At 45.4% G+C, this 21,372-nt stretch carries 20 protein-coding genes; 9 read left to right on the top strand and 11 right to left on the bottom strand.

What is annotated here, in order from left to right:
* Nucleotides 1-42 precede the first annotated feature (42 nt).
* Nucleotides 43-948, top strand: a complete 906-nt coding sequence (locus HLM86_RS12015) for a manganese-dependent inorganic pyrophosphatase (RefSeq protein ID WP_076586969.1) — start codon at nt 43-45, stop codon at nt 946-948.
* A 69-nt stretch (nt 949-1,017) separates the two neighbouring features.
* On the top strand, nt 1,018-1,407 hold the full coding sequence (locus tag HLM86_RS12010; protein WP_076586967.1) for a DUF2750 domain-containing protein: 390 nt from the start codon (nt 1,018-1,020) through the stop codon (nt 1,405-1,407).
* A 6-nt stretch (nt 1,408-1,413) separates the two neighbouring features.
* Here HLM86_RS12010 and HLM86_RS12005 read toward each other — a convergent pair whose 3' ends face one another.
* The 7 genes from HLM86_RS12005 to pspF form a co-directional block, all read right to left on the bottom strand.
* Nucleotides 1,414-2,199 (bottom strand): DUF2927 domain-containing protein, encoded by a 786-nt coding sequence (locus HLM86_RS12005; protein WP_076586963.1) that lies wholly within the window; start codon nt 2,197-2,199, stop codon nt 1,414-1,416.
* A gap of 27 nt (nt 2,200-2,226) precedes the next feature.
* Nucleotides 2,227-3,012, bottom strand: coding sequence for a peptide ABC transporter ATP-binding protein (locus HLM86_RS12000; protein ID WP_076586961.1), 786 nt, complete (start codon nt 3,010-3,012; stop codon nt 2,227-2,229).
* Nucleotides 3,009-4,007, bottom strand: coding sequence for a peptide ABC transporter ATP-binding protein (locus HLM86_RS11995; RefSeq protein WP_170882941.1), 999 nt, complete (start codon nt 4,005-4,007; stop codon nt 3,009-3,011). The genes HLM86_RS12000 and HLM86_RS11995 overlap by 4 nt, the downstream gene beginning before the upstream one ends.
* Nucleotides 4,007-4,894 (bottom strand): ABC transporter permease subunit, encoded by an 888-nt coding sequence (locus tag HLM86_RS11990; protein WP_076586956.1) that lies wholly within the window; start codon nt 4,892-4,894, stop codon nt 4,007-4,009. Before HLM86_RS11990 ends, HLM86_RS11995 begins: the two co-directional genes overlap by 1 nt.
* A complete protein-coding gene (locus HLM86_RS11985; RefSeq protein WP_170882931.1) occupies nt 4,881-5,843 on the bottom strand; it encodes an ABC transporter permease in 963 nt (320 codons plus the stop codon). Before HLM86_RS11985 ends, HLM86_RS11990 begins: the two co-directional genes overlap by 14 nt.
* Nucleotides 5,843-7,462, bottom strand: a complete 1,620-nt coding sequence (locus HLM86_RS11980) for an ABC transporter substrate-binding protein (RefSeq protein ID WP_170882929.1) — start codon at nt 7,460-7,462, stop codon at nt 5,843-5,845. The genes HLM86_RS11985 and HLM86_RS11980 overlap by 1 nt, the downstream gene beginning before the upstream one ends.
* A 124-nt stretch (nt 7,463-7,586) precedes the next feature.
* Nucleotides 7,587-8,588, bottom strand: a complete 1,002-nt coding sequence (gene pspF / locus HLM86_RS11975; RefSeq protein ID WP_076586952.1) for a phage shock protein operon transcriptional activator — start codon at nt 8,586-8,588, stop codon at nt 7,587-7,589.
* 208 nt (nt 8,589-8,796) lie between these two features.
* Between pspF and pspA the strand changes: the two genes are divergently transcribed.
* The 7 genes from pspA to HLM86_RS11940 all read left to right on the top strand — a co-directional run bounded on the left by pspA (nt 8,797) and on the right by HLM86_RS11940 (nt 16,200).
* Nucleotides 8,797-9,465, top strand: coding sequence for a phage shock protein PspA (gene pspA, locus HLM86_RS11970; protein ID WP_076586949.1), 669 nt, complete (start codon nt 8,797-8,799; stop codon nt 9,463-9,465).
* 139 nt (nt 9,466-9,604) lie between these two features.
* Entirely contained in the window at nt 9,605-9,838 is a 234-nt protein-coding gene (gene pspB / locus HLM86_RS11965; RefSeq protein ID WP_076586946.1) for an envelope stress response membrane protein PspB, read from the top strand.
* Complete coding sequence (pspC, locus tag HLM86_RS11960; protein ID WP_170882926.1) at nt 9,801-10,220, top strand: envelope stress response membrane protein PspC; 420 nt, start codon at nt 9,801-9,803, stop codon at nt 10,218-10,220. The genes pspB and pspC overlap by 38 nt, the downstream gene beginning before the upstream one ends.
* Nucleotides 10,221-10,367: 147 nt before the next feature.
* A complete protein-coding gene (locus HLM86_RS11955) occupies nt 10,368-11,399 on the top strand; it encodes an efflux RND transporter periplasmic adaptor subunit (protein WP_170882924.1) in 1,032 nt (343 codons plus the stop codon).
* 1 nt (nt 11,400) lies between these two features.
* Entirely contained in the window at nt 11,401-12,486 is a 1,086-nt protein-coding gene (locus HLM86_RS11950; protein WP_170882922.1) for an efflux RND transporter periplasmic adaptor subunit, read from the top strand.
* Nucleotides 12,479-15,580: an efflux RND transporter permease subunit gene (locus HLM86_RS11945; protein ID WP_170882920.1), complete on the top strand. Its 3,102-nt coding sequence runs from the start codon at nt 12,479-12,481 to the stop codon at nt 15,578-15,580. The genes HLM86_RS11950 and HLM86_RS11945 overlap by 8 nt, the downstream gene beginning before the upstream one ends.
* Nucleotides 15,581-15,642: 62 nt before the next feature.
* Nucleotides 15,643-16,200 (top strand): DNA-3-methyladenine glycosylase I, encoded by a 558-nt coding sequence (locus tag HLM86_RS11940; protein WP_076586932.1) that lies wholly within the window; start codon nt 15,643-15,645, stop codon nt 16,198-16,200.
* Between the two features lie 22 nt (nt 16,201-16,222).
* Here the strand turns inward: HLM86_RS11940 and HLM86_RS11935 are convergent, their stop codons facing one another.
* The 4 genes from HLM86_RS11935 to cls all read right to left on the bottom strand — a co-directional run bounded on the left by HLM86_RS11935 (nt 16,223) and on the right by cls (nt 20,982).
* Complete coding sequence (locus HLM86_RS11935) at nt 16,223-17,083, bottom strand: lipase secretion chaperone (RefSeq protein WP_170882919.1); 861 nt, start codon at nt 17,081-17,083, stop codon at nt 16,223-16,225.
* Between the two features lies 1 nt (nt 17,084).
* Nucleotides 17,085-18,008, bottom strand: coding sequence for an esterase/lipase family protein (locus HLM86_RS11930; RefSeq protein ID WP_076587568.1), 924 nt, complete (start codon nt 18,006-18,008; stop codon nt 17,085-17,087).
* 230 nt (nt 18,009-18,238) lie between these two features.
* Nucleotides 18,239-19,444: a cystathionine beta-lyase gene (locus HLM86_RS11925; protein WP_170882918.1), complete on the bottom strand. Its 1,206-nt coding sequence runs from the start codon at nt 19,442-19,444 to the stop codon at nt 18,239-18,241.
* Nucleotides 19,445-19,527: 83 nt separating this feature from the next.
* Nucleotides 19,528-20,982, bottom strand: coding sequence for a cardiolipin synthase (gene cls / locus HLM86_RS11920; protein ID WP_076586924.1), 1,455 nt, complete (start codon nt 20,980-20,982; stop codon nt 19,528-19,530).
* Between the last annotated feature and the right edge of the window lie 390 nt (nt 20,983-21,372).

Raw genomic sequence — 21,372 nt, 5'->3', positions numbered from 1 at the left:
TTGCCCAAAATTCGGGCCTATTTAAGTCGTATAGGAAAAAAGATGATTCTAGTTGTAGGTCACAAGAACCCTGATAGTGATAGTATTTGTAGCGCATTAGTTGCCACTGAGTTACTAAAAGCACGTGGCGAAGAAGCAATGCCAATTCGTCAAGGTGAGATTAATCGTGAAACCCAACATATTCTTGAAGTGGCGAATGCTGAGGTTCCCGAACTTCGTACGTCCGTAGCGGGTGAAAAGATTTGGTTGGTTGACTATTCAGATTTGGCGCAAGCACCAGATGATGTGGCACAAGCCGAAATTTTGGGCATTGTTGATCATCACCGCTTGGGTGATGTAATGACGGTCAACCCGATGGAAGCTTGGATTTGGCCTGTTGGCTGTACTAATACTGTCTTGTTCAATATGTTCAAAATTGAAGGGCACCCAATCACACCGCAGATCGCAAAACTGATGATGTCGGCGATCTTGTCAGATACTGTGGGCTTTGCATCGCCGACTTGTACTCAGAAAGACAGAGATGCCGTTGCAGAATTGGCGAATATTGCAGATGTGTGCGATGTCGATAGCTTCATCAAAGACTTGTTGATTGCGAAAACCAATATTGAGGGTTTATCGGCTGATGAGTTAGTGGAAAAAGATCTTAAAGGTTACCCTTTCAATGGTCGTGACGTTGTGGTCGGGCAGGTTGAATTGGCCACTCTCGAACAAGTTGATGGTATGATAGAAGCATTGGAAGCGGATCTTGAACGTCGGTGTACAGAGCAGGGTTTGGCCTTTGCAGCGGTTATGCTGACTGACATTACAACGGCACAAACTCGTCTATTATACAAAGGTGAGTGGGCCGATAAACTAATGTCGCATGAGCAAGATGGCATGCTGATGATGGAAAATACGCTAAGCCGTAAGAAGCAGGGCTGGCCTTGGTTACAGGCAGAGCTTTCTTAAGCCAAGATTTTCCAACACCAACGCCCAAAGCTTGCCTCTGGGCGTTTTCTTTCGTTGAGGAATAAGCAGATGACACAATCCCTTTCACAGCAGCAGATCGATACCATTTTAAACATGCGTGAAGATGAACGCTTCAGTTATACCATTAAAGAGATGGTTAAAAACAAACAGGTGTGGATTCTCACCGATGAGCATGGTTGCGTTATGCTCAACACAGAAGATGAAGATTGCATTCCTGTCTGGCCCAATGAGGAATTTGCGAATCAGTGGGCGACAGAAGGTTGGGCTCATTGTCGTGCTGAATCTATTTCGACGGCGAAATGGTTTAGCCGATGGACCTATGGCCTTGAAGATGACGAACTGGCTGTCGTGGTGTTTCCTAATCAAAACGAAGAAGGGGTTGTTCTTTACCCTGACGAGTTTGAATCTGAATTAAAAAAACAAGAGGCGAAACGCTAGGCCCTCTTAGTAACCAGTAAGTTGGAACAGTTCGGTTGATTTGGAAACGGCGACCGCCTGCTTAAGTACGCCTTGGCGTTGGTAACGCTTGAGTATAGCCTCGGTCGCTTCTTTCACTTGCGCTTTACCCATCCCAGGTTTAAGTGATGGTTCATAAAGCATTTGCAGCAACACGACGTCGAGTGGAGAAAGCAGATCTTCGGGCGTTTCATCGTTAAAAATAGAGGGGTAGGCTGTTTCTGTATCATTGGGCAAGCCCATCACTTGAGTGATCTCCTCGACAATACACGCGAGCAATTTACCGTGTTCCCTAGCCTGATCGACAGGTATAATGATCGCTGCGGAGTCGATAGCATGGGTAGTGGCATTGATTCTGTACCCCGCTTTACACAAAGCGCCTTGGGCATTTTGAACGGCGCTCTTACCGATTTCACGTTGAATATCAGCCATCCAATCTGACTCACGAGTATAAATCCATACGATATTGGCTTGATTCCGGCTGGTAACACGTTCTATCGAGTGGTTGGTGATTGCAGAAAGATCGCGTATATGTGCATTGGTCAATTCGTCATGAAGGCTTTGATCGGCGACTTTGTGCTCGACCCATATTTTTATTGGTTGGGTCCATTTCACTAAGGGTTTATTACCGTGTGAGTATTCATTTTTCAATGCGACATCGAGAAAAGCCTGCCGGACAAAATCAGGGTCTAGCCAGGTCTTGACCGTTGTATAAGCGAAACAATATTGCGTATTCAGAATCACTAATACTAAGCCAGTGACTATTCTTAGCATGAAAGTTTCCTGCTGTTATCGTCTGGGTTACTTGAAACAGGTTGCTTTGTTAAAATGACTTTCGACCATTCGCTGGGTGATGGTGTGGTCTGGACACGTTAATATTTGCTGTGTGTCTCCCGCTTCAACGACTTCACCATCGTGCATGACCATCACGGTGTCAGTGATGTGCTTCATCACCCCGAGGTGCTGAGACACATATATAAAAGAGACGCCCATTTCTTCCTGTAATTCTAAGAATAGATTAATAATCTGTGAACGCATTGCCATGTCGAGTCCGTTTAATGCTTCGTCCGCAACAATAATCGAAGGTTGTAAAATTAATGCACGAGCAAGACAAATACGTTGCTTTTGGCCCGCCGCTAACATTTGAGGATAGAAATAGGCATGTTCTGGCAATAACCCGACCCTCAGAAGGACGTCTTTGACTCGTTTCATACGTGCTTCATAAGTCATGTTGGTATTGCGTTTTAAGGGACCTTCTAGGATACGGCCTATTTGTAGGCGAGGGTTGAGAGATGTATTGGGATCTTGAAAGATCATCCTTATCAGCTTACAGCGAGTCGAATAATCCTTATGCTCCAGTCGTTCCCCATTAACACGAATTTCACCAGACGTCGGTTCGATCATGCCAGCTAGCATGCGTGCTAACGTCGATTTACCCGACCCATTTTGTCCAATCAATCCAAGCGTTTTTCCAGCTTCGAGCTGAAAATCTATCGGCTTAACAGCGTGTTGTACTTGCTTTTTGAATAGGCCGGAACGCGTGACGAAGGTTTTGCTCAGTTGACTGACTTCCAGTAGAGAACTCATGCGTTTTTCTTCTCCATATTCATTGGGAAATGGCAGGCGAACTTATGATTCTTTACCTGTTTGGTCAAGGGCATTTCGACGCATTGGCGGCGGGCATGAGGACAACGTGGGCCCAAGCGACACCCGATGGGTAAATGTTGCAAAGGTGGGATACTACCGGGTAAGGACTGAAGTTTTTCTTTGTGCGGAATTTGCCTGCTGAAATCTGGCATCGCTTGAAGTAATGCGACAGTATAAGGGTGTTTTGGTGTGTCCAAGATTTTGTGTGTGTCGGCGGACTCGACAGACTGCCCACAGTACATAACGGTAATTCTATTGGCCCATTGAGTAATCGTTGTCAGATCGTGCCCAATCAGCAGGATTGAGGTGTTATTGATCTGATTCATACGGCTGAGTAGACGCAAAATTTGTGACTGAGTAATGGGATCAAGATCGTTGGTTGGTTCGTCGGCAATAAGTAACTTAGGCTTGGCCGCGATGGCCATGGCGATCATGATTTTTTGGCATTCTCCATCGGTAAGCTCATAAGGGTAGCTAGACATGATCCGTTCGTGGTTTTTAATACCGACTTTGTGCAGTAAAGCGATCGCCTGTTTTCGTGGCCATTTGTAGCGTTGCCACCATTTCCCTTGAAAAGAACGGGAAGGAACTGACTCGATGAGCTGTTTACCCACTTGCTCGGAAGGATCGAGGCAGGTAGAGGGCTCTTGAAAAATCATCGCAATATCCCGTGCAATGACTTTTCTGCGTTCTTTTGGGGTCAGCTGCAGTAAATCGATCGAACCTAAGCGCATTCTATCCGCAGTCACTTTCCAATTGTCTTTACATACTCCGACAATGGCTTTGGCAACTAGGCTTTTCCCTGAGCCAGATTCTCCGACTAAACCACGGATTTCACCCTCATTCATCGTGAGGCTCATGCGGTCGACCGCTTTCATCAACCCTTGAGGCGTCTCAATTTCGATCGTCAAATGACGAATATCTAGTAACGGCATTATTCGATCCCCGCATTGAGCGCTTGACGAACGCCTTCGCCAACCAAATTAATTGTGATGACGACAAACATAATGGCAAGACCTGGCAGTGTGACAGTCCAAGGCGCCAGATAGATAAGCTCAACAGAATCGCCGATAATGGCTCCCCACTCAGTACTGGGAGCTTGAGCGCCGAGGCCAAGAAACCCTAATGCTGTAATATCAAGAATGGCGATAGATAAAGCCAACGTAACTTCAGACGCAATCACGACCAGAATATTGGGCAAAATCGAATTCCACAACAAATAAAAGTCATTGGCGCCATCAAGGCGCGCGGCCATGATGTAATCTTTCTCTACTTCAGTGTGAACAGCAATATAAACAGACCGGACAAGCCTAGGGATAAGGGCAAGGCAGATAGCAAGCAAGATATTGAATTCACCAAAGCCAAGAAAGGCCACGAAGATAATGGCCAACAATAATGAAGGTATTGACATGACGGTATCGAGAAGGTGATTCAAAAGGCTTGATATAAAACCTCTTGTCATTCCGGCAACAATACCTATGAGGCAACCGCAGGCTGTTGCGATAACCGTAATAATGGCGGCGGCGCCAAAGGTTAATTGGGAACCAACAATTAATCGCGATAAAATATCACGGCCCAAATCATCGGTTCCTAGAAAATAGTCGATTGTACCTTGTGGATCCCAAGAAGGAGGGACTAACAACTCACCCGTCTGTGCTTGAGGATCATGAGGGACTAACCAAGGTGAGGTCAAAGTGATAAAAATAATAAACAGTAGGCACCAGAGTCCGAACATCGCCAAGCTATTTTCTCGGTAACTGCGCCAGAATCGTTCAAACTGGGTTGGAATCTTTTCTTCTTGATAGATATTATCGCTTAGCATACCACTCTTTCCTTACTAAAGGATTGACCATTGCACCGAGCAAATCGGAAAGAATATTGGCGGTTAACACTAATGTCGCCACAACAATCACCCCTGCTTGAATAGAGGCGTAATCTTGGTTGGACAACGCATCTAACAACCATCGTCCTATCCCTGGCCAATTAAATATTGATTCTGTGATGATGGCTAAAGTAAGCATACTGGAAAGCTGTACACCAATTTTTGGGATGATCGGGGGAATGGCGTTTCTCAGCACATGCTGGGTTACAATTTCATGTGTAGCAAGGCCTTTGATTCTCGACGCTCGGACATAGTTCTGACTCATGACTTCAGCGACGGAAGAACGCATCAAACCGATCACTTGGGTTGTTGGGGCTAAAGCCAGCACTAAACAAGGAAGTATCAGGTGTTCTAGGACACTTTGCAGAGCGTGGGCTCGGTATTGGCCTTGAGCAAGAAAGGCGTCAATGATGGCAAAGCCAGTCATGTGTTCGATGTCGTAAAGTAGATCATAGCGCCCTGCGACAGGAAACATCTCAAAGTGAAGCGAAAACGCCATAATCATCAGTAAGGCCACCCAGAATATGGGGGCGGAATACCCCGACATCGATGTAAAGGAGATGGCGGTATCAATCCACTTACCTTGTTTCATTCCCGCCAGCGTTCCGATTGGAATCCCCACCATTAAAGAGATAAGGAAGGCGATAAGGCAAAGTTCAAGCGTCGCAGGGAATACCAGTGCCAGTTCAGATGAAATGGGGACACCGCTCTTGTTGAGGCCGAAATTTAAATGCGTCAACTCAACGATGTAGGTACTCCAACCGACCCAAAAGTTTTGCGAAGCCCAAGGATAACTGGGATCTAACCTAAGGAGACAAAAGCCGACCAGTGTTAACATCAGCAGAGTGATGATAAACAGATTGATCCTTTTCAGTGTGTAAAGAAACATTATTCCACTCTCTCTACAGTATCAAAAGGTTGCACATTAAATGGGTTGACCTTAAACCCCTGCAATGAATTGTCATAAGCTTGGAATTGCATTCCATGGCTGAGAGGGATAACGGGAAACTCTTCGTTTAAGATATTTTGGGCCTGTTTATATAAGTTAAGTCGGTAACGCGGTTTATCCACCTCCAACGCTAAATCAAGAAGGAAATCAAAATCTGAGTTACACCAACCTGAAACATTGAGGCCCACGCGTTTCGAATCACAGGAGAGTAGGGGCCTTAGGAAGTTATCCGGATCTCCGGTATTGGCCACCCAGCCTGTCAGATACATATCTATATTGGCATTGTTGGCGACGTTGGTCCGGTCATACCTATCATCGGTCAGTAAGGTTAAGGTAATTCCGATGTCTGCCAAATTCGCCTGGATGAGTTCGGCGGTTTTACGTGGGCTGGGGTTATAGGCTCGTGGCTCAAGCGATACTGACATCGTTAGCTTTAGGCCGTTTGCGAATCCTGCTTCTTTCATAAGGGCTATCGCGTAATTTCTATCGTATCGAATTTGGACACTGTCTTTGAGGTAGGCCCACGAGCTAGGCGGCAAAACAGAGTAGGCGAGTGTGCCTGTTCCATAGTAGACCGAATCGAGAATATTTTGCCGATTGATGGCGTAATTGAGCGCTTTGCGGACACGTGCGTCCTTGAGTGCCGGATGCGTCGTATTGACCGCGATAAACGAAATATTCATCGCCGGCTTAGCCATTAGCGTGATATCACTGTGCTCTCGTATGATCGGAATCTGACTTGAAAGCGGAGAATTTAACACATCACATTCATTGCGCAGTAGTTTGGCCAAGGTGCCTGTACCGCGATGTGATATATCAAACACCACTTGCTTCATTTTGGGGTGGGTCTTCCAGTAACGGTCATGACGTTTTAGCCGGATTAAATCATTGACCTGATAATCAGCTAGATAGAAAGGGCCACTGCCGACTGGGTGAGTATCTAGCCTTTCTTTTTGGTCCGTTTCTGAAAGAGACGCTGCGTATTCGGCAGAGTGGATAACGGCATGACTGGTGGCAATGTTGGGCAAAAACGTGTTGTCCGGACGGCTCAACCTAAACCGAACTTGATATTCAGACATCTCTTGGACATCGATAAGCAAATTTTGAATGTCGATCCCACTGAACCAAGGATAAAGACCACTACCGACATAATGGAAAGCATTGGAGGGGTCAATAATGCGCCGAAAGCTGAAAACGACATCACGTGCATTCATTGGTCGAGACGGGGTAAACCAATGGGTGGTCTGAAACTCGACATCATCACGCAGGTTAAATGTATACTCTGTGCCTTCATCATTAACTGACCAACTTTTTGCAAGGTTTGGTGTCGGTTTAAAGTTTTCTGAATCGAGAGTCAGAAGCGTATCGAAGATTTGAGGGCTGAGTGTCTCTGAAGAAATGCCGCTCTCGACCAGTTGAGGGTTAAAACTGATGGGACCGGCCTGCCCACAATAGACAAAGCCATTCTGGCGAATTTTATTGTGATCTAGCTTTTCACCACAGCCTGCAAGCAAGGTGATGCCAAAGATACTTAATGTCAGTTTGAAGAATGCTTTCATAGAACGAACAATTGCCAGAGACAACGCATAACAGAGTGGTAGATTATGCCTCAATATCTCAGTGGTTTACCATGATTACTTTACGCTTTTTATGACATCTATTAGCGGCTTAGGGTCGGCGTCGTCAACAAACCTTAGACAGGTCGTATTTTCTGATCATTCCCCTAAGCTGATGATAGCTCAATCCAAGCATCTCGGCTGCTTTGCGTTGGTTAAATTTGCTTTTCTCAAGCACAACGTTGAGTAAGGCAATGTCTTGGTTTTCCTGCCAAGCTTTATAATCGATGGGAAATTCAATCTGGCTAAGAGGGGCAGAAAGAGACGTAATATTCTCTTGGGTTGTTTCACTTGGGGCTGACCATTGATTGGAAAAAGGGTCGAAAATCAGGTGCTCAATCGGTTGCTGGCCTTGACCATGCTGGTATACCGCTCGTTCAACCACGTTTTTGAGCTCCCTGACATTACCCGGCCACTGATGATGTTGCATTGCTTGCTCTGCGCTCGGTGAGAAACCAACAAAATAGTCGTAGTTGAGTTCGCGACACATTTTTATTGCGTAATATTCGGCGAGTTGAAGAATGTCTTCTTGTCGCTCTCGAAGTGGGGGAAGGTGGAGCACATCAAAAGCGAGTCGATCCAGTAAGTCTGGCCTGAATTGACCATATTTTGCCATGTCGACAAGGTTGGCGTTGGTGGCGCAGACTAATCGTACATCGGCATTGAGAAGTTGATGACCGCCCACTCGTTCGTACTGCCCATATTCGATAACTCTTAGCAGTTTCTCCTGAACCAGGAGTGGGGCTGTGGCCAGTTCATCGAGAAATAATGTGCCACCTTCGGCACGCTCAAATCGGCCTTTGTGCCTTCCTTTCGACCCAGTGAACGCTCCCTGCTCATGTCCAAACAGCTCTGAATCAATCAGACCTTCACTCAGAGTTGAACAATTGAGTGAGATAAGCGGCTGGTCCCATCGTTTCGACAGATAGTGTATTCGTTGGGCAATCAGTTCTTTGCCTGTGCCACGTTCACCAATAATAAGAACGGGGCGGTTGATGACCGCCAGTTTTGAGACTTTATCCAGTACTGTAAGAAAAGCAGGGGACTCGCCGATAAGGTTTTGTTGCATTCCCGTCGTTCCATGTGGTCAAATTTACCTATTGTTAGTAAAAAACGTTACTCAATGCAACGGCTGTAGATTTTTTTTATTTAAATCATTGTTTTTTATGATAATAAAATCTGGCATGCATCTTGATAATATGTCCATCATGGACACTAAAATATTTGATTTAACCAAGTCATCAATGACGTTTGAGCACAGTTGAAGGAGCCAAATTATGGGTATTTTTTCTCGTTTCGCCGATATTGTAAATTCCAATATAAGCGCACTACTCGATAAAGCGGAAGACCCCGAAAAAATGATCCGCCTCATTATTCAAGAGATGGAAGATACATTGGTTGAAGTTCGAACCAATTCCGCCAAAGCGATTGCTGATAAGAAAGAATTACTACGAAAAATTGAGACACTCGCAGAGCAAAGTAACCAGTGGCAGGAAAAAGCAACACTCGCTTTGACTAAGCAGCGTGAAGAGCTTGCTCGCGCGGCTTTGATTGAAAAACAGAAGTTACAGGATGTGTTGAAGAGCCTTCGAACGGAGCAAACGTTGGTGGATGAGACCATTGAAAAGCTGACGGGAGAGATAGGCAAGTTGGAGAGTAAAATTGCCGAAACCCGTGCAAAGCAACAAGCCTTAGCCATTCGTTCGCAAACCGCTTCTAGTCGTCGAGATGTTCAGAAACACCTTCATACGGCAAGAGCATCGGAAGCCATGGCAAAGTTTGATCAATATTCCCGAAAAATTGATGAACTTGAAGCGGAAGCGGAGGTTTATTCTCAGAGCGGCAACAGTAAATCGCTCGATCAAGAGTTTGCGGAGCTCAGAGCTCAGGACGACATTGAAAAAGAACTCGAAAATCTCAAAAACAAAATGAAAGAAAAAAAATAACGGAGAAAGAATGGGCGCGTGAGTAGATTCACCAAAACCTTCTTTAATTATTTTTTGAATGCATTACTTTAATTATTTGAATTTATAACAGTTTAAGGCAGAGTTGAGGCTTAAACTGTATTGCCTTTAGGAGTCGCTTATGTCGTCGTTTTTTATTGCAGGGCCTTTGATTGTCTTTTTGATCTTTGTTGCCCCCTTGTGGTTGCTGCTTCATTACCGAAGTAAAAAGAAAACCGCCGGAGGATTGACCGAGGATGACTTTCAACGGTTGAAAGACCTGTCAGAAAAAGCAGAGCACATGAAAAAGCGAGTGGACACCCTAGAACGGATCTTAGATGAAGAAACGCCCAACTGGAGACGTCGCTATGAATAGGCGTGAATTGTATCGAGATCCCGTAAATGGAAAAATCACGGGTGTGTGTGCTGGTATCGCCAATTATTTTGGAACCGAGGTTTGGTTGATTAGAATTCTAGTCATCTCCGCTGCTTTACTGGGGGGGAGCTTCCTTGTTTTACTTGCTTATATTGCAATGACGTTGATGTTGGAAAAACAACCCGCTAATTACGTGGAATCGATCAAGTCAGAGCAAGAACATAAGCTCAAAAGTAAGCCTTGGCAACAAGGACAGACGCCTGAAGCCTTGTTGGATACGATAGAAAAAGACTTCGATACGCTTGAATATAAGGTTCGTGGACTGGAAGCTTATGTCACTTCTGAAACGTTTAAAGTCGATAAAGCGTTCAAAAATTTATAACTTAGTGGTGACCATTATCCTTCAGTGCTTGTAGGGGATTAATGTTAGCAAATGATTAATTTTCATAACAATTCACTGGTATCCTTCTGGCAGTGACGCCATCATTCATCTATCTTTGTAGCTACCAGTGACAAACGGATGATTGACATGCACAAAACTTTCGCACTTCTCACCATCGCCATTGGCCTCAATGGTTGTGGTGAGGCGCTTCCTCCTGTCCCCGAACCCGACTCCAGACCAGCAAAACTGTTTACCGTGACAGTGGGTAATACCCAATTTGAAAGGCAATTTCCAGCGACATCTGAAGCGGGAGATAAAGCGGTGCTGGCGTTTCGTGTTCCTGGCCAGCTTCAATCTATTGATGTCCTTGCAGGACAAGCGGTGAGTAAAGGCGATGTGCTGGCGTCACTGAATCCTGACGAATACTCTTTGTTGGAGAAGCAGGCTCAAGCTCAGTTTCGTTTGGCAGATGTGCAATTTCAACGTTATAAAAAGCTGCGCGATGACAAAGTCGTCTCCGAGCAAGATTATGACCAAGCGAAGGCGAATCACAATTCCGCCAAAGCAACATTGGAGCAAGCCAGCGCGCAATTGCGCTATACCCGACTTGTCGCCCCTTACAATGGCACCATCTCTATTATTCCGGCAGAGAATTTCGAGTTCATTGCAGCCAAGCAAGGTGTGATGAATATTCAAACCAATCAGTTATTGAAAATTGTGTTCCAACTTCCTGACCATTTACTGAATCGTTTCGCTAGCGGCATTAACCTCACCGCGACCATGAAATTTGATGCCTTCCCGGCACAGCGGTATGAGCTCTCCTTTCAGGAAATAGATACAGAAGCGGATCCAAAAACGGGCTCCTACAAGGTCACTATGGTGATGGAGCGGCCAAGTGATGTTGGTATTTTGCCCGGTATGGTAGGGCAAGTCGATGTCAAGGTTGACTCTAGTGGCGCGACACAAATCCCCGCTTCTGCGATTTTCGAGGAAGACGGAAAATTCTGTGTTTGGCGTGTTAGGCCTGACGGTATCGTTGAAAAAGCAGCGATTGAACTCAATCAAAAGCGGCAGGTAGAAAGCGGTATCAATGATGGCGATAGGATCATTATATCGGGTGTCAACGGTATTGAGTCAGGTATAAAAGTCAGAGAATGGATCAAAGAGAGAGGATTGTAATATGACGCAGTGGATACGATTAGGCATTGTCACCGCCGCAGCAATTCTCGCGGGCTGTGGTGGTGAGCCGCAGTATGTTGACTTTGGCCTACCCAAAGTCAAAATCAAGCAAATTGGCCCTAGCATTGGGGATGAAAACCTCTACCTGCCTGCGGTAGCCAATGCCGCACAACGATCTCATTTGAGCTTTAGAGTTGCAGGGGAGCTCAATCAATTGAATGTTAAAGAAGGTGATCAGGTCAAAAAGGGAGATGTGCTTGCCGAAATAGACCCAACGGATTACCAACTGGATGTGGATAATGCGACGGCCAAATTTAGTGTTGTTGACAGTCAGTACAGGCGCTCTAGGCCGCTCGTAAACAAGGGGTTGCTTGCCAAGTCGCAATTTGACGAGATTGAAGCCAACCGCCAAATTGCTTATGAAGAATTACGGTTGGCTAAATTGAGGCTGTCTTTTACTCAGTTACTGGCACCGGTTGACGGTATTATCTCACGAGTGAATGTTGAACAATTTGAAAATATTCAGGTTGGCCAACAAATGGTCAATATTCATAGTTTAGATGAGGTTGAAGTTCTTATTCAGCTCCCTGACCGGTTGTATGTCAATCAACCTGACCCAGAAACGTTTTCTCAAGTTCAAGCTTTGGTAAAAGTGCCCAGTGGAAACCAATACTCCGCATCTATCAAAGAGTTTACTACCGAGCCCGATCCCAAGACAGGGACCTTTACCGTTACTCTTACGTTACCCATGCCTCAACAGGAATTAATTCTTGACGGTATGGCAGTGGAAGTGACTTCACAGGGTGAGAATGCGGGCCTTAACATGAGAGCTGGTGTCTTGGTGCCTATTGAAGCCGTTTTTAATGCTGATGGCGATCCTCTCGATAGGCGTAATAAATATGTTTGGGTTTTTGGGGCGGACAATACCGTATCAAAACAGCAAGTGACCATAGGTAAAGTATCAAAGCGAGATTTACAAATTCTGGAAGGCCTTGAGCAGGACCAAAAGGTCGTGACTGCTGGGGTTTCTCAACTGAGGCAGGGAACCAAAGTGGACGTCGTTGATCAGGAGATAGGCAATGAGTGAATCGAATAATCCAGCACGTGAAAAAGATGAGCATATAACAGGTATTGCGGCTTACTTTATTCGCAATCGAGTCATCAGTTGGATGATATCACTTATTTTTCTTATTGGAGGCGTGGCTGCCTTTTTTGGTCTTGGGCAGCTCGAAGATCCAGCCTTTACGATTAAAGATGCCATGGTGGTGACCTCCTATCCTGGAGCGACACCTCAACAGGTAGAAGAAGAGGTGACCTACCCCATCGAGAAAGCGATTCAGCAATTGATGTATGTGGATGAGGTTAACTCCATTTCTAGTCGAGGTTTGTCTCAGATCACCGTCACGATGAAAAATAACTACGGACCGGATGATTTGCCTCAAATCTGGGATGAATTGCGCCGTAAAGTTAATGATCTAAAAGGTCAGTTACCACCCGGTGTCAATGATCCTAAAATCATTGATGACTTTGGGGACGTTTACGGTATTTTGCTTGCTGTGACTGGAGAAGGGTATAGCTATAAAGAGCTATTGGACTATGTCGATTACCTCCGACGAGAGCTGGAGCTAATAGATGGAGTGAGTAAAATATCGGTATCTGGGCAGCAACAAGAGCAAGTATTCATTGAAGTGTCAATGAAGCGGCTTAGTAGTTTAGGTTTGTCACCTACGACCGTCTTTAACCTTTTGTCGACTCAGAATGTGGTCTCTGATGCAGGGGCAATTCGAGTGGGCAGTGAATATATCCGAATTCAACCGACAGGAGAGTTCGAAAATGTTGATCAGCTGGGTGATTTAATCATTACTGAAAGTGGTGCTCAGGGGCTTATCTACTTGCGTGACGTTGCGCAGATTAAGCGAGGTTTTGTTGATGTGCCGGATAACATAGTGACATTCAATGGTAAATTAGCGCTGAATGTCGGCGTATCTTTTGCCCAAGGTGTCAATGTTGTGGAAGTGGGTAAACGCTTTGATCGGCGTTTAGCAGAACTCAAATATCAGCAGCCAGTCGGCGTTGGTATTTCCGAAGTATACAGCCAGCCCAAAGAAGTGGATAAGTCCGTCAGTGGTTTTATTGTCAGCTTGGGACAGGCTGTCGCGATCGTGATTATCGTTTTGTTGTTTTTCATGGGCCTACGTTCTGGCTTATTGATAGGGCTCATTCTACTGCTGACTGTGCTTGGCACGTTTATCTTTATGAATTATTTTGCGATCGATTTGCAGAGGATTTCATTGGGAGCGCTGGTTATTGCCTTAGGGATGCTGGTGGACAATGCGATTGTGATTGTGGAAGGGATACTGATAGGCACTCAAAAAGGTCGGACAAGGATTCAGGCAGCTACGGATATCGTTACTCAAACCAAATGGCCACTTCTTGGTGCAACCGTTATAGCGGTTACTGCTTTTGCACCGATTGGTTTGTCGGAAGATGCGACAGGTGAGTATTGCGGGACTTTGTTTAGCGTGTTGCTCATTTCATTGATGCTCAGCTGGTTCACGGCTATTTCACTGACGCCTTTTTTCGCAGATTTGTTCTTCAAAGGACAGACGTTCAAAAACCAAGGTGAAAACAACGATCCTTACAATGGAATGATTTTTATGATCTATAAATCATTTCTTGAATTTTGTATGAAGCGAGCTTGGCTCACTGTTGCTGTTTCCGTATTGGGTCTGATCGTGAGTATTTACGGTTTCGCTTTTGTTAAGCAAGCGTTCTTCCCCTCTTCAACCACGCCCATATTCCAAACGGATATTTGGTTACCCGAAGGCACAGACATTAGAGCCACGAATACTAAGCTCAAAGCTTTGGAAGCGTGGTTATCAGATCAAGAAGGTGTCGATCATATTACCACCACCGCGGGTAAAGGCTTGCAACGCTTTATGCTGACCTATGCGCCTGAAAAAAGTTATGCCGCTTACGGTGAAATCACAACCAGAGTCACCGACTATAAACAGTTATCGGATTTGATGGCGAAATTTAGGGTCCATCTTGAGAAAACGTTCCCTGAAATTGAATACAAACTTAAGCAGATAGAACTTGGCCCAGGTGGTGGAGCAAAAATTGAAGCTCGGATTATTGGCTCTGACCCGACGATATTACGTGGCATCGCGCGACAAGTTGAAGACATTATGAGTGCGGATCCGGGGGCGAGTAACATCCGTCATGATTGGCGGGAAAGAACGAAAATACTCGAGCCTCAGTTTAACGAAGGTCAAGCCAGACGTTACGGTATCACAAAGTCGGATGTTGATGATTTATTGGCGATGTCTTTTTCTGGGAAATCCGTTGGAGTATATCGTGATGGCACCACGTTAATGCCGATAGTTGCTCGATTGCCGGAACAAGAACGTGTAGATATTCGAAATATTGAAGGGATGAAGATTTGGAGTCCTGCGTTAAGTGAATATATACCATTGCAGCAAGTGACACTGGGCTACGATATGCGCTGGGAAGACCCCATTATCGTGCGCAAAAATCGGAAACGAATGCTGACTGTTATGGCTGACCCAGACCTGTTGGGGGAAGAGACGGCGGCGACATTGCAAAAACGACTTCAAGCCAAAATCGAGGCGATTGAGTTGCCCTCAGGGTATTCATTAGAATGGGGAGGTGAATATGAGTCATCACGCGATGCCCAAGCTTCTTTGTTTACGACGATGCCAATGGGTTATCTATTTATGTTCCTCGTCACGGTGCTATTGTTTAATACCGTAAAGGAGCCGCTCATTATTTGGCTGACGGTTCCACTAGCGATCATTGGTGTGACCACTGGCCTTTTGGTACTCAACACTCCCTTTGGCTTTATGGCGCTACTTGGGTTTTTGAGCCTATCCGGTATGTTATTGAAAAATGGTATAGTATTGCTTGATCAAATCGAAATTGAGATGCAATCCGGCAAGGACCCTTATGTTGCCGTGGTCGAAGCGGCATTGAGCCGTGTGCGTCCAGTTTGCATGGCAGCCATTACAACGATATTGGGTATGATTCCATTATTACCAGACATTTTTTTCAAGCCAATGGCTGTGACTATTATGTTTGGACTGGGCTTTGCGACCGTGCTTACGCTGATAGTCGTACCGGTCCTGTACCGTATTTTTCACCGCGTTAGAGTGCCAAGTTAACTCAGCGTTATATGATCTTGCCCCTGCATTTTGGTCAGGGGCACTTTACAAGAAGGAACATCATGGATATTCGATGTGCATGGGCAATGAATCACGAACTTGAACGTGAATATCATGATAAAGAATGGGGTGTACCAGTATACGACGACCGGACTCTATTTGAATTTATTACTCTCGAAGGCGCTCAAGCAGGATTAAGTTGGTTAACTATCCTAAAAAAACGTCAGGGTTATCGAGTTGCATTTGAGGATTACCAGCTAGATAGGTTAGCGCAATACGGTGAAGCTCGAGCGGATGTGATTATTGCTAACTACGATGTAGTAAAACACAAAGGCAAAATTCAGTCGGTGTTTAATAATGCTCGCTCGGCTTTGTCTTTGATAGATGAGTATGGCAGCCTGTCGAATGCGATGTGGCAATTTGTTGACGGGCGCCCTGTCATTAACCAGTGGCAAAGTATGACTGACGTGCCAACGTCCACTGAACAATCGAGGGCCATGAGCCGATTTCTGAAAAAGAACGGCTTCAAGTTTGTTGGTGAAACGATTTGCTATGCTTTTATGCAAGCGGTAGGCATGGTTGACGATCATCTCGTCAATTGCTGTAAAAAGTACCGTTGAAAAGTACATGCGTTGACTCTGCTTAATGTCCGTTATCATGGATACGTTCTAGCGCTTGAACCCGACGTTGCTGAGAAGAGGCAAAATATTGTTGCCTCAACGCGTCAATGTGACCTTTTTTGTCTTCATCCGTTAAGGCGGGATCCGCTATAACAGTGCGTCTTTCTATGAGATAGCCGTCGAACTGGGCAGAAAACTGCTGGTGCTGATTGTCTAAGTCGAGGAGCTGACCAGCTACGACTTCTCCGACAAGTTCCACTCGGGTTAAGTGTTTGAGCTGCAAGTCCAGTTGTGATGATTGGGTCAAGCTTATCAACAACTCATTGTTGCGCGCACTTTTCTGAATGTACTCTGGTTGGTCTGCGAGTGCTTCACGCCACTTTTGTAACTGGGTTGGCGTATCGAGATGCTCACTTTTTATCAGTAATTTCTCGATAGACAGTTGCCTTAGCCTGTTTTCTTCTTCAAACAGCATTTGAATCTGTTCTTCGGAAAAATAGTGTTGTTGCAGTGCCATAATTTGTTGATGAAATTGCTCCAGATCGAGGTATGTTAGCTTTAGTGTCGTTATTGGGTTTAGACTCGTAAGTGCTTGCTTATACTTTAAAAATCTGTCGAAGAGAACCGGATCTAAAGTCACTCCGTTTGTCACAAAATCATTCTTTTCTACTCTGGCTTTGATTTGATCGAGCTCCTGCTCCCCTAAGCTACTCAGGGTATAGTCAAAAAAGTCTCTTTGTGACGAACCATCTACCTCCGTATCTTGTTGGGAGTTGGCTTGCACAGAAATGGGGCTGGTATCGGCATTGTCGTTAAAAAAATAGACCGTCCCAGCACTGATGGCGGCGATCAACAGTATCAGAGTGGGTACGGTCTTTTTCATACTATAAACCTTGTAACTTGAGGCGATTAGCGTGTTGGCGGTAGAGGGTGACGGGATCCGTTTCGAATAAATGGTGAATGCCGATCAGCCCGTTAATTTCATCGAGATGATTCATCTTATAGTCATCACGGATCACCTTCCCAAGGTGGGTACTGCAAGCGCTCACCAAGCCGTCGTTGGGTTCACCAAATGCTAATCCAAGAAGGGTCATGGCTGCATCTGTTGGATCGAGAAGGTTGGTGAAAGTTCGGGAGCCTGTCCATGAATAATAGTAAACGCCGTTGTCTGCGAGCCAATCTCCGTCACCACATGCAGTCGAGGGAATACCCTCTGGGTGGTGTTGATTGAATAAGAGAGACCCTTCGGTCGTTAATGCGGCTAAAGAGGCCAGCGCTTCCTGCTCTAAATCACTGCCACCTGACAAGAAGTTAATTAATGTCGTCAACCCCCCCGCGAGCGTTACGCCTAATTTTTCTAAAATAGATCCTTCAGGAATTGTGCCCCGTACAATATCTGCCACCTTGGACCCTTTATTGACTCCACCAATACTGGTGACTGATGCGACGAGGTGAGGGCTGACAGATGCAACGTAACGCGCTGTGGGTCCGCCATGGCTATGACCGACTAAATTGACCTTGTCTGCTCCGGTCACCACGAGCAGTGTTTCGACTTGCTTGAGCAACTGTTCTCCACGAACTTCAGTACTATTGATCGCTGAAACTTGTGCGACGTAGACATTGGCTCCACCTCGCGTCAAGGCTTGGGGAATACCGTAGAAATAATCGAGGCCAGCAAGGGTGTCGAACCCAAACAGTCCGTGTACTAGGACAATGGGGTATTTTGTTTGTGTGTAACCACTGGCACTTGAGTGACTGGCTGTTGCCGAAAGTGCTAAGCTACAAATACAAAGTAAAGCGGCTTTTATTTTTTGTTTCAAAACTCGTTCCCTCTGGTTTGACCTCTGATGAGTAATTAAACACTATTAGAAGTTTGGAACTAAGCGAAACTTGTATAAAAAACGATCGATGTATTTGTGATCCAGATGTTAAAATAAACACATTCTATTAACAACATTGGCTTGGTAAATTACTGATAGTAAAGTAAATAATGGGAAAATAAACAGGCCCGTTTGGGGGCCTATTCACTTAATCCGAGTTATCGGCTTGAATCCTGATTAGGAAGCAAAGTGGCATACCTCTCAAAGCCTTTTTCAAGGTCGGCAATTAAATCGTCGACAGCTTCCAGCCCAATATGAAGCCGAATGAGCGTACCGTCGAAGTTGGGATTGGCGACGGTTCTCAGGTTGTTAAAGCTTTTTGGCTCATTGGCCAATATTAGGCTCTCAAACCCTCCCCATGAGTAACCCATACTAAAGTGAGTCATACCATCGAGTAGGGCAGTGGTTGCTCTTGGATAGCTGGTTTTGAGGACAAACGAGAATAGCCCATTTCCGCCTGAAAAATCGCGTTTAAAATACTCGTGTCCTGGACAGTCGTTCAAAGCCGGATGGCGGACATGATCCACTTCCGGACGGCTTTGAAGCCACTGTGCGACCTTCAGGCTACTTTCTGCGTGTTGGCGAAGTCGTACATCCAACGTTCGAATGCCCCTGAGGCCCAAGTAAGCATCATCTGGGGAAACACACTGACCCATGAGATAGCTTTGTTCACGCAATTGATCCCAGTGTTTTTCGTTCGCAACTGCGGTTCCAAGCATGACATCAGAGTGACCTACGATATATTTGGTGGCAGCCTGAATTGAAATATCGACACCATACTCAAAGGGAGAAAAATTGACGCCCGCGGACCAAGTGTTATCCAACATGACAATGATATCGCTTTCGTGAGCGATTCTCGCCAGAGTCGGCACATCCTGAATTTCCATCGTAATAGATCCTGGGGACTCGAGAAATAGAATTTTGGTATTCGGTTGAATTAGATTGCGAATCCCATCACCAATCACAGGATCATAGTAGGTCGTTTCCACCCCCATTTTTCTTAAAATTTTGTCACAGAAGTCGCGAGTGGGTTCGTAACAAGTATCGACCATGAGCAAATGATCACCTGTTTCAACAAACGAAAGAATGGCGTTTGAAATGGCCGCGGTGCCACATGGGTAGAGCGCGCAGCCAGTACCACCTTCAATTTCGACCATCGCATCTTGAAGGGCAAAGTGAGTATGGGTACCGCGGCGTCCATAAAATAGGGTTTTATTGGCTCTATTAGACGTTGCGTACTGTTTTTCAGCAACCGTATCAAAAACCACTGTCGAGGCCCGTTGGATTGGTGGATTTACCACGCCCTTGGTCCACTGTTTACTTCTTCCCGCAGCGACCATTTGGGTTTGTTTACCATCAGACATTGTTCGTCCTTCCTTTAGATTACTTGCCCTATTTAAACCATGGTGGGCAAGGAATAGCAAGAGTCAGAAAGATAAGATTGGGTTTACAGTAAAGGGTTGAATAAGTAGAAAACACGTTCTAGAAATCGAGAGTACATCGAACGTTTGTTCCATTGCGATAAGTTAACCAAATGGGCCGTTTCCATATACTTTTTCTGAAGTTGAAACATTTGCTTAGTAAAGACCTCGTCATCAACCGCGAGGGTGAGCTCTGAATTTAACCACAAACTCCGCATGTCCATATTGACGGTACCCACTAAGCAAAACTGCTGATCGATAACCACCGATTTAGTATGGAGAAGGCCGCCATAGAATTCGTAGATCTTTACCCCCGCTTCCATAAGCTCAGTATAAAAGGCCCGAGAAGCCCATTTTACCATCAGAGAATCATTTTTTATTGGGATAATTAATTCCACATCTACGCCGCGTTGTGAGGTCATTTTTAACGTTTCAAGCAAGTCAGAACTCGGTACAAAGTAAGGGGTAGTAATACGTACCGAGTGATTAGATTGATTGATGGCGAGGGTTAAGACTTGAGATATGAGATGCTCTGGCATACCAGGACCAGAGGGGACGACCTGAACGGGGTGCTGAGGTTCATTGTGATTGGGTTGACAATCGGGCCAATTGGGCAGTTCCCGAAACCCTGTTTCGACCTCCCAATCCCAGCAGTGAATAGCCGCAAGGACATTGACTGTTGGTCCCGTTATTCTGACCATGATGTCTATCCATTGCCCAACACCAGAGTCCTGTTTAAAAAATGCAGGGTCGACAAGGTTCATCGACCCTGTATAAGCGATAGTATCATCGATAACGATGATTTTTCGATGTTGTCTTAGATCGAGACGACGAAGGAATAAACGCCACGGGCTTACCTCCAACGCTTGGATCACTTCAACACCCGCAGAACGCATCATGCCCACCCAGTGACTGCGGAGAAAGTGAGGGCTGCCCGCTGAATCAACCAGCAGTTTTACATTTACCCCTCTCTTAGTTGCGCGGATCAGTGCAGAGGCGACGGCGTCGGCAAGGCCGCCAGGGTGCCATATATAGAACACCATGCGAATATTGGTGGTTGCCTTTTCTATATCATCGATAACCGAATGGAGAATGTCATTCGGGGAGCTTTGTAGACACAAACTGTTTCCACTCAGTGCGGGAAGCCCAAGTCGATTGTTACATAATTCATCGATACGATAGATATGACGCCCGAAGTTTTGAGTATCATGCGCTAGACAGTCATTGAGGCGAGAGAACCATTTGGCAAAAGGAGCGAGCATGACTTTTGCGCGCTCAGCACGCTTGCGGCCGAGATTGAGTTCACCAAATAAAAAGTAACAGCCAACCCCGACAATTGGAATAATGTAAATGATCATGAGCCAAGCCAGTGAAACGCTGACCGCTCTTCGCTTGAGAACAACCCGTAGGGTGACACCGGCAACCAGTATCCAGTAGATGACAAAACCCGCTAATGTAAGGAAGTGGTAGAACTTTTCCATTCAATTATCCCATAAGATCAATCGTTTGAGTCACTAGACTCGTTAACTGAGATAGTAATTCGAGCAGGGCGTTACAACAACAAACATTTGATCCGCTCGATAACTTCTGTGTGATTTGGCACATATGGATGGATAAAGTCGCAAAAGAGAATTACTATGTTAATCCAATGTAACCAAGATGTTAAATTCCACGTAACGGACAAAAAGTAGGCAGTTGGAGGTGTTTTTAGGTGTATTGTTGATAATTTACAATACTTGGGGTTCCAATTGTAAATGTAAACTGGTTTACTTGCCATGATGTGGGGCTGATCCAAATTTTCCATGGTTGTAATTATTAATTTACACATTCATGGGTACCCCGAATGGAAACAGTACAACTGATAAAAGATT

It is taken from the genome of Vibrio ostreicida, assembly GCF_013074385.2.
Lineage (GTDB): Bacteria > Pseudomonadota > Gammaproteobacteria > Enterobacterales > Vibrionaceae > Vibrio > Vibrio ostreicida.
Note: the sequence above shows the minus strand (reverse complement) of the source record. Positions and strands in the feature narration are given on the sequence as shown.

Coding starts and splice junctions, on each gene's coding strand:
- HLM86_RS11950 (WP_170882922.1), top strand. CDS start 11,401: ATGACGCAGTGGATACGATTAGGCATTGTCACCGCCGCAGCAATTCTC.
- HLM86_RS11990 (WP_076586956.1), bottom strand. CDS start 4,894: ATGCTAAGCGATAATATCTATCAAGAAGAAAAGATTCCAACCCAGTTT.
- pspA (WP_076586949.1), top strand. CDS start 8,797: ATGGGTATTTTTTCTCGTTTCGCCGATATTGTAAATTCCAATATAAGC.
- HLM86_RS12010 (WP_076586967.1), top strand. CDS start 1,018: ATGACACAATCCCTTTCACAGCAGCAGATCGATACCATTTTAAACATG.
- HLM86_RS12005 (WP_076586963.1), bottom strand. CDS start 2,199: ATGCTAAGAATAGTCACTGGCTTAGTATTAGTGATTCTGAATACGCAA.
- HLM86_RS11945 (WP_170882920.1), top strand. CDS start 12,479: ATGAGTGAATCGAATAATCCAGCACGTGAAAAAGATGAGCATATAACA.
- HLM86_RS11925 (WP_170882918.1), bottom strand. CDS start 19,444: ATGTCTGATGGTAAACAAACCCAAATGGTCGCTGCGGGAAGAAGTAAA.
- HLM86_RS12000 (WP_076586961.1), bottom strand. CDS start 3,012: ATGAGTTCTCTACTGGAAGTCAGTCAACTGAGCAAAACCTTCGTCACG.
- HLM86_RS12015 (WP_076586969.1), top strand. CDS start 43: ATGATTCTAGTTGTAGGTCACAAGAACCCTGATAGTGATAGTATTTGT.
- HLM86_RS11980 (WP_170882929.1), bottom strand. CDS start 7,462: ATGAAAGCATTCTTCAAACTGACATTAAGTATCTTTGGCATCACCTTG.
- cls (WP_076586924.1), bottom strand. CDS start 20,982: ATGGAAAAGTTCTACCACTTCCTTACATTAGCGGGTTTTGTCATCTAC.
- HLM86_RS11995 (WP_170882941.1), bottom strand. CDS start 4,007: ATGCCGTTACTAGATATTCGTCATTTGACGATCGAAATTGAGACGCCT.
- pspF (WP_076586952.1), bottom strand. CDS start 8,588: ATGCAACAAAACCTTATCGGCGAGTCCCCTGCTTTTCTTACAGTACTG.
- pspC (WP_170882926.1), top strand. CDS start 9,801: ATGAAGAAACGCCCAACTGGAGACGTCGCTATGAATAGGCGTGAATTG.
- HLM86_RS11955 (WP_170882924.1), top strand. CDS start 10,368: ATGCACAAAACTTTCGCACTTCTCACCATCGCCATTGGCCTCAATGGT.
- HLM86_RS11940 (WP_076586932.1), top strand. CDS start 15,643: ATGGATATTCGATGTGCATGGGCAATGAATCACGAACTTGAACGTGAA.
- HLM86_RS11935 (WP_170882919.1), bottom strand. CDS start 17,083: ATGAAAAAGACCGTACCCACTCTGATACTGTTGATCGCCGCCATCAGT.
- pspB (WP_076586946.1), top strand. CDS start 9,605: ATGTCGTCGTTTTTTATTGCAGGGCCTTTGATTGTCTTTTTGATCTTT.
- HLM86_RS11985 (WP_170882931.1), bottom strand. CDS start 5,843: ATGTTTCTTTACACACTGAAAAGGATCAATCTGTTTATCATCACTCTG.